General features: G+C 45.3%; 13 protein-coding genes and 1 rRNA gene. 13 read left to right on the forward strand and 1 reads right to left on the reverse strand.

Annotated features, from left to right (window positions below; genetic code table 11):
• Window positions 1–150 precede the first annotated feature (150 nt).
• Window positions 151–267: ribosomal RNA gene (gene rrf / locus EBO34_RS18550) — 5S ribosomal RNA — on the forward strand.
• A gap of 203 nt (window positions 268–470) precedes the next feature.
• Here rrf and EBO34_RS18555 read toward each other — a convergent pair.
• Window positions 471–1,121, reverse strand: coding sequence for a LysE family transporter (locus EBO34_RS18555; RefSeq protein WP_122901452.1), 651 nt, complete (start codon window positions 1,119–1,121; stop codon window positions 471–473).
• A 112-nt stretch (window positions 1,122–1,233) separates the two neighbouring features.
• On the opposite strand from EBO34_RS18555, the gene EBO34_RS18560 reads away from it, so the two are divergent.
• The 12 genes from EBO34_RS18560 to EBO34_RS18615 all read left to right on the forward strand — a co-directional run bounded on the left by EBO34_RS18560 (window position 1,234) and on the right by EBO34_RS18615 (window position 13,502).
• Window positions 1,234–1,974 carry a YqcI/YcgG family protein gene (locus tag EBO34_RS18560; RefSeq protein ID WP_122901454.1) on the forward strand — a complete coding sequence of 247 codons (741 nt, stop codon included), beginning with the start codon at window positions 1,234–1,236 and terminating at the stop codon, window positions 1,972–1,974.
• A 198-nt stretch (window positions 1,975–2,172) separates the two neighbouring features.
• Window positions 2,173–2,874 (forward strand): MgtC/SapB family protein, encoded by a 702-nt coding sequence (locus EBO34_RS18565; protein ID WP_122901456.1) that lies wholly within the window; start codon window positions 2,173–2,175, stop codon window positions 2,872–2,874.
• A 609-nt stretch (window positions 2,875–3,483) separates the two neighbouring features.
• On the forward strand, window positions 3,484–3,945 hold the full coding sequence (locus EBO34_RS18570) for a CtsR family transcriptional regulator (protein WP_122901458.1): 462 nt from the start codon (window positions 3,484–3,486) through the stop codon (window positions 3,943–3,945).
• A 29-nt stretch (window positions 3,946–3,974) separates the two neighbouring features.
• Window positions 3,975–4,514: a protein-arginine kinase activator protein McsA gene (mcsA, locus tag EBO34_RS18575; RefSeq protein WP_122901460.1), complete on the forward strand. Its 540-nt coding sequence runs from the start codon at window positions 3,975–3,977 to the stop codon at window positions 4,512–4,514.
• Window positions 4,515–4,517: 3 nt separating this feature from the next.
• Window positions 4,518–5,594 (forward strand): protein-arginine kinase McsB, encoded by a 1,077-nt coding sequence (mcsB, locus tag EBO34_RS18580; RefSeq protein WP_122901462.1) that lies wholly within the window; start codon window positions 4,518–4,520, stop codon window positions 5,592–5,594.
• 19 nt (window positions 5,595–5,613) lie between these two features.
• Window positions 5,614–8,064 carry an ATP-dependent protease ATP-binding subunit ClpC gene (clpC, locus tag EBO34_RS18585; RefSeq protein WP_122901464.1) on the forward strand — a complete coding sequence of 817 codons (2,451 nt, stop codon included), beginning with the start codon at window positions 5,614–5,616 and terminating at the stop codon, window positions 8,062–8,064.
• Between the two features lie 201 nt (window positions 8,065–8,265).
• On the forward strand, window positions 8,266–9,675 hold the full coding sequence (radA, locus tag EBO34_RS18590; RefSeq protein ID WP_122901466.1) for a DNA repair protein RadA: 1,410 nt from the start codon (window positions 8,266–8,268) through the stop codon (window positions 9,673–9,675).
• Window positions 9,653–10,732 (forward strand): DNA integrity scanning diadenylate cyclase DisA, encoded by a 1,080-nt coding sequence (gene disA, locus EBO34_RS18595; RefSeq protein WP_122901468.1) that lies wholly within the window; start codon window positions 9,653–9,655, stop codon window positions 10,730–10,732. Before radA ends, disA begins: the two co-directional genes overlap by 23 nt.
• Before the next feature lie 198 nt (window positions 10,733–10,930).
• Window positions 10,931–12,028: a PIN/TRAM domain-containing protein gene (locus EBO34_RS18600; RefSeq protein WP_122901470.1), complete on the forward strand. Its 1,098-nt coding sequence runs from the start codon at window positions 10,931–10,933 to the stop codon at window positions 12,026–12,028.
• A gap of 36 nt (window positions 12,029–12,064) precedes the next feature.
• The gene (gene ispD, locus EBO34_RS18605; protein WP_122901472.1) at window positions 12,065–12,766 is read left to right on the forward strand and encodes a 2-C-methyl-D-erythritol 4-phosphate cytidylyltransferase; all 702 of its coding nucleotides are present in this window, start codon (window positions 12,065–12,067) and stop codon (window positions 12,764–12,766) included.
• Window positions 12,759–13,238, forward strand: coding sequence for a 2-C-methyl-D-erythritol 2,4-cyclodiphosphate synthase (gene ispF / locus EBO34_RS18610; protein ID WP_122901474.1), 480 nt, complete (start codon window positions 12,759–12,761; stop codon window positions 13,236–13,238). The genes ispD and ispF overlap by 8 nt, the downstream gene beginning before the upstream one ends.
• A gap of 57 nt (window positions 13,239–13,295) precedes the next feature.
• On the forward strand, window positions 13,296–13,502 hold the full coding sequence (locus EBO34_RS18615) for a hypothetical protein (RefSeq protein ID WP_142996815.1): 207 nt from the start codon (window positions 13,296–13,298) through the stop codon (window positions 13,500–13,502).
• Window positions 13,503–13,790 lie beyond the last annotated feature (288 nt).

The raw sequence follows: 13,790 nt of genomic DNA on the forward strand, positions 1-13,790 counted from the left end.
AGCATGGCAACATGCGGAGCTGAGAGATACTAATCGATCGAGGGCTTATCCAGAAAACGATGTTGTTTCAGTCTTCTAATGAAACTCATAAAGAAGTCGAAGCTGTTATCCAGTTTTGAGAGAGCATTCCTTTCTCTAACTTAAAATTTGTCCAGTGACGATAGCGAAGAGGTCACACCCGTTCCCATGCCGAACACGGAAGTTAAGCTCTTCAGCGCCGATGGTAGTTGGGGGCTCTCCCCCTGTGAGAGTAGGACGCCGCTGGGCAATAAGAAAAAGCACCCGTTTTTAAAGCGGGTGCTTTTTTGTGCTGTTTGGGGAGGATGTAAAAGCAGGCCGTGGACCGGGTTTCCTGAACAATCGCGCCTTTATCCTGACAAATTTTTATTTATCCTGAAAACCTGGTCTCTGTAAAAAAGAAGGCGGCCTGGGCGGCTGCCAGGATCATTATTTTCCATTCATACCCCTCCTTATCCAAACCATCCGCTGTTTAAATATAAAAAATCTACTGCCTGATAACAAAATGTCACACCGAAAAACAATAAGAGGACACCGGCCGCGATGTTAATAAGATAAATTGTTCTATCATTTATACTTGTCCTTAATCCATGAACCAAAGATGCAATAAGAAGGTTCCAGAGGAGTACGCCAAGCAGGATATAAAAACTGTCGATGAGCACAACTGCTGTTGTGTGGTTCTGACTCAGGTTAGTTAAAGTGGATCCGTAAATGCCAAACCAAAACATTAAATTTAACGGATTCAAAATAGCGATGCCAAAACCGATAAAATAGCTTTTTAAACAGGTAACATCCGTTTCAGAACGCTCAGCCAATGAAGAAGAAACAGGCTTGCTAAATGACTGAAAACCTAAAAACAAAAGCATCGCAGCTCCTGTGATCATCATCCCTCCCTGGAGGAGAGGGTGGGTGAACAGCGTAGCAGCTCCTGCATAGATAACGCTCATAAAGACAAAATCTGCCGACAGTCCTCCAAGTCCAACAGCAATTGCTCCGCAGAATCCAAGAAAAAGTCCCTTTTTAAGCATCTCCAGACTGACCGGCCCGATTGGAGCAGCGAGACTTATTCCCAGCAGGATAAAATAAAACCAGCTTTCACTCATGAAACGGCCTCCAGTATCGTATTCATTATTAAGAGTACATGCTTTAGGGTAATGAAATAGAATAACAGACTTTAAAGTCTGTCAAAATTTTAAAGGAAGAGGGGAAGAATAATTGAAAGAAACATACCTGTTTACTCGTCAGCAAATGAAGAATCAAGAGCTTGTTCCCTCCTGGATTACAAAGGAATTCGCTACATTTGAAAAATTAGTATCGGAACCTTCCTTTCCTTGTTATTTTGGAAAGCATGGATTGATCCAGGATGAATTGCGGTACTCTTATATTGAAAAGGACAATTGGGCCCATCTGCCTGATACTATGCGCTCTTTTCTTAGTCTTTTGAAAAGGGATCCCTCTGTAAGAAGAGGTCTGTTTTTATTTGCAGAGCAAGGGGAAAACGAGACAATAGAAGAGTTTCGTAAAGAGTTTTGGGACATTTTGCAATATCTTCACAAAGAAGATCATAAACCATGGCCGGAGCACATTCCAGAAGATCCTGATCATCACTTGTGGACATTTTGTTTCGATGGTGAGCCTATTTTTGCTTTTGGAAATGCCCCGGCATACGTTCAGAGAAAGACGAGAAACCTGGGGAATGCTCTGGTAATAGGCTTTCAGCCTCGATTGATCTTTGAAGGTCTTGAAGGGACGGAGCCAAACGGCATTAATTCGAGGGAAGCTGTAAGAAAGCGGGTAGAAGTTTGGGATCAACTTCCCAAACATCCTGATATCAGTCATTACGGTGATGAAACACATCATGAGTGGAAGCAGTTCTTTATTGGAGATGATTGTGAGCCGATTAAAAGTAAATGCCCTTTTCATCATATCCAGAAAAACAAATCAAGTATATGGTAAGGGTATTTCTTAACCCTTTTATTACTGAGAAAAAGGGTTTCAGAGGTCTTTTGAAGTAATTAACAAGTTAAAGATCAGCTTGAGAATCCTTAAGACAGGGTATAACGACTTCTTGCTTTCATTTATCGCAATGAAGGGAAGGGGAAAAAAGAAAGTAAACAGAAGCGAAATTTACAACTGAAGAAGGGGTTTAGGGGGATGTACGACGCATTCATAGAAGCAGTTACAGCAGGTACGTTGATAAAAATGAGTTTTGCGGCTCTGGCAGGGTTGATTATCGGGCTGGAGAGAGAGTTGAAAGGAAAACCACTTGGCTTAAAGACGTGTTTAATTGTTTCAGTTACAGCATGCTTACTCACCATTGTTTCCTATGAGTCAGCGATGCTGTATTCAGAAGCGTATTCGAGACCGATGGATCCGGGTCGGATTCCTTCATATATTATCAGTGGTATCGGCTTTCTCGGAGCCGGGGTCATCCTGCGGAGAAACAACGATGTTATCTCCGGACTGACTACTGCTGCTCTTGTACTGGCATCTGCAGGCCTTGGGATAACAATAGGGGTCGGTTTTTATATGGAAGCCATCTTCGGGGTCTTTTTCCTGATTCTCGGCGTTCGGATTCTTCCTGACTTTCTTGAGTGGGTCGGGCTGAAGAAACTGAATGAAATCGAAGTAAGAACGAAGATTGTGGTGAAAAGCGGGACCGACTTAACGAACCTGCTTAAGAATATTAAACAGAAGGAGATGGGTCTCAGGCGGGTCAAAGTAAAGGAAGAAGGAGAAAAGACAGTACTGACTTGTATCATCGTAACAGATAAAAAAATGTACACCACGGATGTGTTCTATACATTAAAGTCACTGGATTTTGTAGAGCAGGTGGAAGTGGAAAACGTTACGTAATGAAACGGTACAAAGATATGGCCTTACATCTTGGCTGTGTTAAAGAGCATTGTTGATTTATTAAGAATGTTGATTCCAGCGAATGCGCGACACTCCTGCGGGAGAAATGAGCGTTTACATTACGAATGAGCTTCGGTTTGCTTCTACGCAGAAAGTTGCGAAGCATAACTGACAGAGGAAGAAACAGGGCCACCTCTTATGCAGGCAAGTGCCCCTGCAATGAGTGGAATTAACATAGCAAATATAAAAAAGCGGTATTCAGTCGTGAACGAATGATTGAATATCGCTTTTATGTGGAATATGGATAAAAGGAAGAAAAAAGTCGTTGTTATGACGGCTTTTTATTCTTAAGGAACACGGTTCTTCGTATTTTCAGAATGAATGGAAAAAATGAAGGCAATAATGGGGAAGGCAGGAGCACAGTTATTTTAATGCGGAAATTGTCATTATACATATAGATTTGTCTCCTGAAACTGCACGTAAAATTTCTGAGCAAAACGATTGCAAACGAAGGGAAAATGGGTATAATAAAATTAAAGTCAAAGATAGTCAAAGTCAAACTATCTGCAGGCTGCAAACCCATGTCACAAGTGCAAGGAGGCTGATGCGATGCGCAATATATCAGATGTAATTGAACATTATCTGAAGGAAGTCATTGATCAAAGTGAGGACGAAATCATCGAGATTAAACGGAGTGAACTGGCCGAGCATTTTCAATGCGTCCCCTCGCAGATCAACTACGTAATCAGTACCCGTTTCACACTTGAAAAAGGGTATATCGTAGAAAGTAAACGGGGCGGGGGCGGTTACATCCGCATTACAAAAGTCCAGATTGATAACCAGAAGGAGCTCTTTGATCATGCAGTATCCATGATCGGGAACAGAATTGCCCAAAGCCCCGCCTCCAACATGGTAAGGCGGCTCATGGAAGAAGAAGCGGTAACAAAGCGTGAAGCGAACCTGATCCTCAGTGCGTTGGACAGAACCGTGCTGGTGCTGCCTCTCCCGGCGAGGGATGAAGTAAGGGCAGCGATATTAAAAGCAATGATCACATCTTTAAAGTACAGGTAAATTAACCTATAGAATCAGGAGGGGTGGCTATGCTCTGTCAGGAATGCAAAGAGCGGCAGGCTACACTGCATTTTACAAAGATCATTAATGGCGAAAAAACGGAAATTCATATTTGTGATGTTTGTGCGAAAGAAAAAGGCGAGCATATCCCGGGTTCGAAGAGTTTTTCCATTCACCAGCTCTTATCGGGTCTGCTTGATTTTGACCAGACGGTTTCACCGGTACATTCAACAGGCCACACACCAAGCAGGGAAGCTTTATCCTGTCCTTCCTGCAGCATGACCTATGAAAAATTTGCCAAGGTCGGCAGATTTGGTTGTGCGGAATGTTACAAGGCATTTCAGTCAAAGCTCGATCCTATTTTTAAACGGATTCACAGCGGGAATGTCGTGCACGGCGGGAAAGTGCCGAAACGTATCGGACAGGATCTGCATTTGCATAAAGAAATCGAGAAGCTTAAGCAGGAACTTAAGGTATTGATTGCGAAAGAAGAATTTGAACAGGCTGCTGAACTTCGGGACCGCATCCGGTCTCTCGAAAAATCGCTGGCGGAAAAGAAGGAGGGATAGACCGTGTCACTGCAGCAATTTATCAGTCAGGCTATCAGCCCCTGGATGAAAAAGGAGGGCCCGAACTCCGATATTGTCTTAAGCAGCAGGGTTCGGCTGGCCCGTAATATCCAGAACGTTCCGTTTCCGATGCTTGCAGCTACTGAAGAATTATCAGCTCTTTCCGATAAAATTAACACCCATTACAGCAGACAGAGTCATCATCGTTTCGGGACGATTGAGCTTTTAAAAACAGAAGATATGAAGCAAAACGAAAAGCGTGTCCTTGTTGAAAAGCATCTGATCAGTCCTGCGCTGTCGGATGAATCCAGAGCAGGTGCAGTTCTTCTCAGTGAAGATGAATCTTTAAGTGTCATGATTAACGAGGAGGATCACATCCGAATCCAGTGTCTGCTCTCAGGTTTTCAGCTCACGGAAGCTTTAAAGCTGGCCAATGAAGTTGATGACTGGCTTGAAGATAAGCTGGATTTCGCCTTTGATGAAAAGCGGGGCTATCTGACGAGCTGTCCGACCAATGTAGGAACTGGTCTTCGTGCCTCAGTTATGATGCACCTTCCCGCACTCGTGATTACCCGACAGATGAACCGGATACTTCCGGCGGTAAATCAGCTTGGCCTGGTCGTCAGAGGGATTTACGGTGAAGGCAGTGAAGCACAGGGGAATCTCTTCCAGATTTCCAATCAGATTACGCTGGGGAAAACGGAAGAAGATATTGTCCAGGATTTGCAGAGTGTCGTACTTCAGCTGATCCAGCAGGAACGGGCAGCGAGAAAAACACTCATGGAACAGTCAAGAATTCAAATGGAAGACCGTGTATACCGTTCATACGGTGTACTGGCATACAGCAGAACGATGGAATCAAAGGAAGCAACAAAACGGCTGTCAGATGTAAGGCTCGGGATTGATATGGGAATCATCAAAGACGTAAGTGCGAATATATTAAATGAACTTATGATTCTCATACAGCCGGGGTTTTTACAGCAATATGCCGGTGAAGTGTTATCTCCCGAACAGCGGGATCATAGAAGAGCCATGTTAATTCGCGATCGATTGCATTTGGAGACAAAAAAGAACAACTAATAACCGGAGGTGGAGGAATATGATGTTTGGACGATTTACAGAGAGAGCACAAAAAGTACTAGCACTGGCACAGGAAGAGGCAACAAGACTGGGACATAACAATATCGGCACAGAGCATATTCTGCTCGGACTTGTACGTGAAGGGGAAGGAATTGCTGCCAAGGCATTATCTGCTCTTGGCCTGAGCCCTGAAAAGATTCAGACAGAAGTAGAGCAGCTGATTGGAAGAGGAGAAGAAGGATCAAAGACGATTCATTATACTCCACGGGCAAAAAAAGTCATTGAATTATCAATGGACGAAGCAAGAAAGCTTGGCCACTCTTATGTAGGCACAGAGCACATCCTCCTCGGATTAATCCGTGAGGGTGAGGGTGTAGCAGCCCGTGTACTCAATAATCTCGGTGTAAGTCTTAATAAAGCACGCCAGCAGGTGCTGCAGCTTCTCGGAAGCAGTGAATCTTCCAACAGCCAGCAACAGAGCGGCGGGGCCGGAGCAAACGTAAATACGCCAACCCTCGACAGCCTGGCACGTGATTTAACAGCTATTGCAAAAGAAGAGCAGATTGACCCGGTAATCGGGCGTTCAAAAGAAATCGAGCGTGTGATCCAGGTTCTGAGCCGCCGTACGAAAAACAACCCGGTTCTGATTGGAGAGCCTGGTGTTGGTAAAACGGCGATTGCGGAAGGACTGGCGCAGCAGATTGTGAATAATGAAGTGCCGGAAACACTCCGTAACAAACGTGTAATGACTTTGGATATGGGAACCGTTGTGGCCGGTACAAAATACCGTGGGGAATTTGAAGACCGCTTGAAGAAAGTGATGGAAGAAATCCGTCAGGCCAACAACGTAATCCTGTTTATCGATGAGCTGCACACGCTGATTGGAGCCGGGGGAGCAGAAGGTGCCATTGATGCATCAAACATCCTCAAGCCGTCCCTTGCCCGGGGTGAACTTCAGTGTATCGGAGCGACAACCCTCGATGAGTATCGCAAATATATCGAAAAGGATGCAGCTCTGGAACGTCGTTTCCAGCCAATCCGCGTTGAAGAGCCGACAAATGACCAATCAATTCAGATTCTGAAAGGACTGCGTGACCGGTATGAAGCTCACCACAGAGTAACGATTACGGATGACGCCATCGATGCGGCTGTCAAGCTGTCAGACCGCTATATCGCAGATCGTTTCCTTCCCGATAAAGCCATTGACCTGATTGATGAAGCAGCTTCAAAAGTGCGCCTTCGTTCCTATACGGCGCCGCCTAACCTAAAAGAGCTGGAGCAGAAACTTGAAGAGACACGTAAGGAAAAAGATGCTGCTGTACAAAGCCAGGAATTTGAAAAAGCCGCATCCCTTCGTGACAGCGAACAGCGTGTAAGAGAAGAGCTTGAAGCCATGAAGAAAGAATGGAAGGAAAAGCAGGGTCAGGAGGACTCTGAAGTGACCACAGAGGATATTGCCCTTGTTGTAGCAAGCTGGACAGGAATTCCTGTAAGCAAGCTTGCTGAAGAAGAGACAGAGCGACTCCTGAAGATGGAGGAGATCCTTCACAACCGTGTGATCGGCCAGGAGGAAGCAGTTAAGGCTGTGTCCAAGGCGATTCGCCGTGCAAGAGCAGGATTGAAAGATCCAAAACGTCCGATCGGGTCGTTTATCTTCCTCGGACCTACAGGCGTAGGTAAAACCGAACTGGCAAGAGCAGTGGCCGAATCTCTGTTCGGTGATGAAGATTCCATCATCCGGATCGATATGTCCGAGTTTATGGAGAAGCACACCACTTCCCGGCTTGTAGGTTCACCACCGGGATATGTGGGGCACGAAGAAGGCGGACAGCTTACTGAAAAGGTACGCCGCAAACCGTATTCGGTTATTCTTCTAGACGAAATTGAGAAAGCGCACCCTGAAGTGTTTAACATTCTTCTTCAAGTGCTTGAAGACGGGTTCCTTACTGACTCCAAAGGGCGTCGTGTCGACTTCCGTAATACGGCGATCATCATGACTTCCAACGTTGGTGCCAGCACTCTCCGTCAATCGAAGAGCATGGGCTTCACAGCAGAACGTGACGGCCAGAACTATAAAGATATGAAAGGCAAAGTGATCAGTGAACTGAAGAAGAGCTTCCGTCCCGAGTTCTTAAACCGTATCGATGAAACGATTGTGTTCCACTCTCTTGATAGAGAACATATCAAAGAAATCGTGACACTTATGGCTGACCAGCTTACAAAGCGTCTGAATGAGCAGGAAATCGGATTTGAAATTTCCGATGAAGCGAAACTGAAAATTGCCGATGAAGGCTACGACCCTGACTACGGAGCCCGTCCACTGCGACGTGCACTCCAAAAGCAGGTTGAAGACCGTCTGTCGGAAGAACTGCTCAGAGGAAACATTCATAAAGGGCAAAACGTTAAGCTCGATGTAAAAGACGGCGATTATGTCGTAGAAAAGGTTGGCTCTGGAAGTAAGGCAAAATAAATACACAGCCTTTTATGCCGGGGAAGTCTGTTTTGAGGACTCCCCGGTTTTTTTCCATACATATTCCCTCTGCCGGTTTTACCCTGAGAAAAGGGTACCTGGTAACGCCGGATCCTTATTCTGTGCGCCCTTATACCTTGTTGAAAGAAAAACATGATAAAATAAAAGTAATACATACAGAATTAAAGGACGGGGAAAAATATGGCAAAGCGAAAGACGAAATACGTTTGTCAGGATTGTGGTTACGAATCAACGAAATGGATGGGAAAATGCCCTGGCTGTCAGAACTGGAACACGATGGTGGAGGAATTTGAAGAAAAGCAGACAGCGGCTAATTCAAGAAGTTTCGTGACCAGTGCCAGGGGCGGCGTATCCAAGCCTGAGCCGATTACAAAAATTGAAAGAAAGCAGGAGGCCCGGATCAGCACCAATATGAAAGAGCTGAACCGCGTTCTCGGCGGCGGAATTGTACCAGGTTCTCTTGTCCTTGTGGGGGGAGACCCGGGTATCGGAAAATCAACACTTCTCCTTCAGGTTTCGTCACAAATGGCAAAGCAGGAAGAGCGGGTTCTCTACATATCCGGTGAGGAAAGCGTGAAGCAGACAAAGCTTCGTGCCGACCGTCTTGGAGTAGCAGAAGATAATTTGTTTGTTCTTGCCGAAACCGATGTGGAATATATTGAAAAAGTAATCGAAGAAATGAATCCTACCCTTGTAATCATTGACTCCATACAGACCGTCTATCTTGACGGAGTCACGAGTGCACCGGGAAGTGTTTCCCAGGTCAGGGAATGTACGGCAGCCTTTATGAAGATTGCAAAAACGAAGGGGATTGCTATATTCCTCGTCGGCCACGTAACGAAGCAGGGAGCAATCGCAGGACCACGGCTTCTTGAGCATATGGTAGACTCCGTTCTCTATTTCGAAGGAGAACGTCACCATACTTTCCGCATATTACGGGCGGTAAAAAACCGGTTTGGTTCGACAAATGAAATGGGCATCTTTGAAATGAAAGAAGAGGGGCTCACAGAAGTGCTCAATCCTTCTGAGATTTTCCTGCAGGAACGGACGGCAGGTTCGGCAGGCTCCACTGTTGTTCCCTCCATGGAAGGGACACGGACTGTCCTGGTAGAGATTCAGTCACTCATTTCACCAACTAGTTTCGGTAATCCAAGAAGGATGGCCACAGGGCTCGATCATAACCGGATCTCACTCCTGATGGCAGTGCTCGAAAAGCGCGTGGGAATGCTGCTGCAGAACCACGATGCGTATGTGAAGGTAGCAGGCGGAGTGCGGCTTGATGAGCCTGCTATTGACCTGGCTGTAACGGTAGCTATTGCATCAAGCTTCAGGGACGTGCCTACAAGGCCTGCGGATGTTGTTATCGGTGAGGTCGGTCTCACAGGCGAAGTGCGCAGGGTGGCAAGGCTTGAACAGCGGATTATCGAAGCTGCAAAGCTCGGCTTTGAAAGAGCCATTATTCCTAAGAAAAACATAGGCGGCTGGACCGTTCCCGATGGGATTGAAATTATCGGAGTAAATACAGTAAACGAAGCGTTAGAACAATGTTTAGGAGGTGCATCTTCAGGTGGATCCACGTTCAAACTATGACACGAATTTTATCAGCAATGTCCTGCAGCTTGTCGCTCCGGGGACTCCTCTGAGGGAGGGGATAGATAACGTTTTAAGAGCAAAAACAGGAGGACTGATTGTTCTCGGATATAATAATGAAATGGTGCATATTGTAGATGGAGGTTTCTTTATTAACTGCGAGTTTTCACCTGCGTACTTGTATGAGCTTGCGAAGATGGACGGTGCCATCATTTTAAGCGAAGACGGAAGACGGCTCCTTTATGCCAATACACAGCTTGTTCCAAACAATGCAATTGATTCCACAGAAACAGGGATTCGTCACCGGACCGCACAGCGTGTGGCCCGTCAGACGGGGAACCTGGTGATTTCCATCTCCCAAAGACGAAACGTAATCACCCTGTATCAAGGTGAATACCGTTATTCGTTAAAAGACATCGGTGTTATTTTGACTAAGGCAAACCAGGCTATTCAGACATTGGAAAAATACAAAAGTGTTCTCGACCAGAGTGTGACGAATCTCGGAGCTCTGGAATTTGAAGAACTGGTAACGATACAAGAGGTATCTCAGGTGATGCACCGGGTGGAGATGGTTCTCCGGATAAAAAGCGAAATTCTGAACTATGTCAATGAACTGGGGAACGAAGGCCGTCTGATTTCCATGCAGCTTGAAGAACTTGTCTCCAACACTGAAAAAGAAGCCGTCCTTCTTATCAAGGATTACATGAAAGAGCGAACGAGCGATCCGATTCAGATTTTAAGGCAGCTTAAGAAGCTTTCGAGTGATGAATTGCTGGACGATCAGATTATCGTGAAACTTTTGGGCTATAGTAAAAGTCCGAATCTCTCGGAATTTGCCGTTTGTCCAAGGGGCTATCGTATTCTCCATAAGATCCCGCGGATACCTCCGCTTGTTGTCGAGAATTTGATTCAAAAGTTTGAAGATCTTCCCCATATTATGCGTGCTTCAACTGAAGAACTGGATGAAGTGGAAGGAATCGGGGAAGCCAGAGCACGTAAAATCAAGGAAGGCTTGACGAGGATTCAGGAACAGCTGTTTATCGACCGCCATATTTAAGGTGTCTAATAAAATCACACCTTGACGAATATCCTTTATTGACGATATAATTATTTGTTTTGCTTTCATTGACAACAAAAAGGCCCTTTGATATTGTTAATTTATTGCAATTTATAAGTATGTAAGTTTTTGTGATTTTTTTAGAATAACGTTTCAAATTTTGTGACTTGTCTATAATGGTTAAAGGAGGTGAAGGCGATGCTTAGACGAGTAGTTCAGTTGTTTATTATCATTGTCGGTGGCGCGGTCGGATTTATATTTATACCTGATTTGTTGGAATTGCTAAATATTGGAAATGTTGCGTGGCTTGAAAGCCCGTATATTGGCGCAATTATAGGTGCACTCATTTTATTTTTAGCGACCTATTGGTTTACAGATGATCTTGTCGGCCTGATCAGGCTTGTAGAGGAATCGTTGGTAAAGGCACCGGTCACTGATTTATTGTTTGGTACGATGGGTCTTATTGTAGGTTTAATAGTAGCCTTCTTAATCGGCCTGCCTCTTGATGCACTCGGAATTCCGATTCTGAGTACGTATCTGCCTCTTTTTGCTACGTTTTTCCTGGGTTATCTCGGGTTCCAGGTGGGCTTTAAGAAACGGGATGAACTAATGGGACTGACTGCAATCTCCAGCCGGTTAGGTTCAAAGGATGCCAAGAAAAAAGAAGATGAAGATGAAGCCCGTAAAGGCTCACTTAAAATACTCGATACTAGTGTAATCATTGACGGACGGATTGCAGATATCTGTCAGACCGGTTTTCTTGATGGGACGCTCATCATCCCTGAATTTGTTCTTGAAGAACTGCAGCATATTGCTGATTCTTCGGATGTGTTAAAAAGAAACCGCGGGCGGAGAGGCCTGGATATCCTGAATAAAATTCAAAAAGAACTCCCGATTAACGTTGAAATCTATGAGGGAGACTTTGAAGAGATCCAGGAAGTCGACTCAAAGCTTGTCAAACTGGCGAAGGTCATTGGCGGCTATGTAGTAACAAACGATTTTAACCTTAATAAGGTCTGTGACCTTCAGGGTGTTTCAGTACTGAATATAAACGATCTTGCCAATGCCGTTAAACCGGTTGTGCTGCCGGGTGAGGAAATGGCTGTACAGGTTATAAAAGACGGCAAGGAACAAAATCAGGGTGTTGCTTACCTTGATGACGGTACGATGATTGTTGTCGAAGAAGGACGTAATTACATTGGTAAAGAGATTGAAGTCATTGTGACAAGTGTGCTTCAGACGTCAGCGGGGCGGATGATTTTTGCCAAGCCGAAGCTGATGGAGAAAGCACTCTGATGTACTGAAAGTTATTATGACGGGGGAAGAGAAGCTATGAAGAACTATACGGTGATTATCCCAGCCGCCGGACAGGGAAAGCGGATGGGTGCCGGGCATAACAAGCAGTTTCTTCTCCTTCACGATAAGCCGCTCATTGTGCATACCCTGACTGTATTTGCACAGGACACTCATTGCCGTGAGGTCATTCTTGTGGTAAACGAACAGGAAATAGAAGACATGTCTGCTTTAATCAAAACATACGGCATTCAGAAAACAGTCCGTATTGTTCCGGGCGGACGTGAGCGTCAGCAGAGTGTTTTTGAAGGACTGAAAGCTGTGTCTTCTGATGAGGAGATTGTGCTCATTCACGATGGAGCCAGGCCGTTCATTAAAGTAAGTGATATTCAAAAACTTGTCCGATCTGCTGTACAGGATGGTGCTGCCATCATTGCCGTTCCGGTAAAAGATACGGTAAAGCAGGTTGAACAGGGCGAGGTCACAAATACAGTGGACCGATCAAGCTTGTGGGCAGTTCAGACCCCGCAGGCTTTTCGTCTTTCAGGTATTTTGAAGGCACATAAAAGAGCGGAACGGGATGGATTTTCGGGCACGGATGATGCAAGTCTTGTTGAGTGGATTGGAGAGAGAGTCCGCGTCGTAGAAGGAGATTACCAGAATATTAAGCTGACCACACCGGAAGATATGTGGTTTGCAGAAGCGATTATAAAGATGAGGAAGGAAGAAACCAATGCTTAGAATCGGACAAGGTTTTGACGTACACCAGCTCGTTGAAGGACGCCCGCTCATTCTGGGAGGGATTGAGATCCCCTATGAAAAAGGACTGCTCGGACACTCGGATGCCGACGTCCTTTTACATACCATAGCAGACGCATGTCTTGGCGCTGTTGCTGAAGGCGATATCGGTAAGCACTTCCCCGATACTGACCCTGCGTTTAAAGATGCAGATTCAAAGGAATTACTAAAACATGTATGGAAGATCGTAAAAGAAAAAGGGTACGTTCTAGGTAACGTTGACTGTACGATAATGGCCCAGATGCCTAAAATGGCCCCCCATATCGAAGACATGCGGACTCAAATCAGTGAGCTTTTGGAAGCGGACAAGTCCCAGGTTAACGTAAAGGCGACAACAACGGAGAAACTCGGCTTTACTGGACGCGGCGAAGGAATAGCAAGCCAGGCAGTCGTCCTTTTAACGAAACAATCCTAGTTAAAGCAGAAAATAAGCTTATGTGGAATGGTGAGACCCGGTTGCACGAGCTGCTTCATGAATAAGCTTCGAGTTGCTTCAATGCATATTGGAACGGAAGCCACCACCAATATTGCAGTAATTAACAAAAGGCTGATTTTTGTAAACATTGTTCTTCTGCTGAAAAAGGTAATGAAGCCGAAGTGCCTGAGACTCCTGTGGCCGTGGGGGCCAGGCAAGACCCCGCAATGCTTTAAGAAGGCACTGAAAAAGTTTGATCTTTAACTTTTGTAAGTGCCTTCCAAGCAATGAGCGGAACGGTTGCATGTTTTAAAAAGCCTGTTATGAGTGGGTTTCTCGTAACAGGCGAGCAACCGAATGGAGCCATTGCCACTTAAATAAAAGGCAGTGAAAAAGTTGTTTTTTACTTTTTTAGTGGCCTCCTTTTAGCTTGAGGAGGCTTGCCGGCACCGCCACGGAAAGCGAAAGGCACGCAGGCTTCATCTGAAACTTCTGTATTCTGAAGGAAGTACGGATAACACCATTTATACGTTCAAAAAGAATCAGAGTATG

Source organism: Alteribacter keqinensis, from assembly GCF_003710255.1.
GTDB lineage: Bacteria > Bacillota > Bacilli > Bacillales > Salisediminibacteriaceae > Alteribacter > Alteribacter keqinensis.

Excerpts from the sequence above, each read along its gene's own strand:
- EBO34_RS18555 (WP_122901452.1), bottom strand. The coding sequence starts at position 1,121 with ATGAGTGAAAGCTGGTTTTATTTTATCCTGCTGGGAATAAGTCTCGCT.
- EBO34_RS18565 (WP_122901456.1), top strand. The coding sequence starts at position 2,173 with ATGTACGACGCATTCATAGAAGCAGTTACAGCAGGTACGTTGATAAAA.
- EBO34_RS18570 (WP_122901458.1), top strand. The coding sequence starts at position 3,484 with ATGCGCAATATATCAGATGTAATTGAACATTATCTGAAGGAAGTCATT.
- mcsA (WP_122901460.1), top strand. The coding sequence starts at position 3,975 with ATGCTCTGTCAGGAATGCAAAGAGCGGCAGGCTACACTGCATTTTACA.
- clpC (WP_122901464.1), top strand. The coding sequence starts at position 5,614 with ATGATGTTTGGACGATTTACAGAGAGAGCACAAAAAGTACTAGCACTG.
- radA (WP_122901466.1), top strand. The coding sequence starts at position 8,266 with ATGGCAAAGCGAAAGACGAAATACGTTTGTCAGGATTGTGGTTACGAA.
- EBO34_RS18600 (WP_122901470.1), top strand. The coding sequence starts at position 10,931 with ATGCTTAGACGAGTAGTTCAGTTGTTTATTATCATTGTCGGTGGCGCG.
- ispD (WP_122901472.1), top strand. The coding sequence starts at position 12,065 with ATGAAGAACTATACGGTGATTATCCCAGCCGCCGGACAGGGAAAGCGG.
- ispF (WP_122901474.1), top strand. The coding sequence starts at position 12,759 with ATGCTTAGAATCGGACAAGGTTTTGACGTACACCAGCTCGTTGAAGGA.
- EBO34_RS18615 (WP_142996815.1), top strand. The coding sequence starts at position 13,296 with ATGAATAAGCTTCGAGTTGCTTCAATGCATATTGGAACGGAAGCCACC.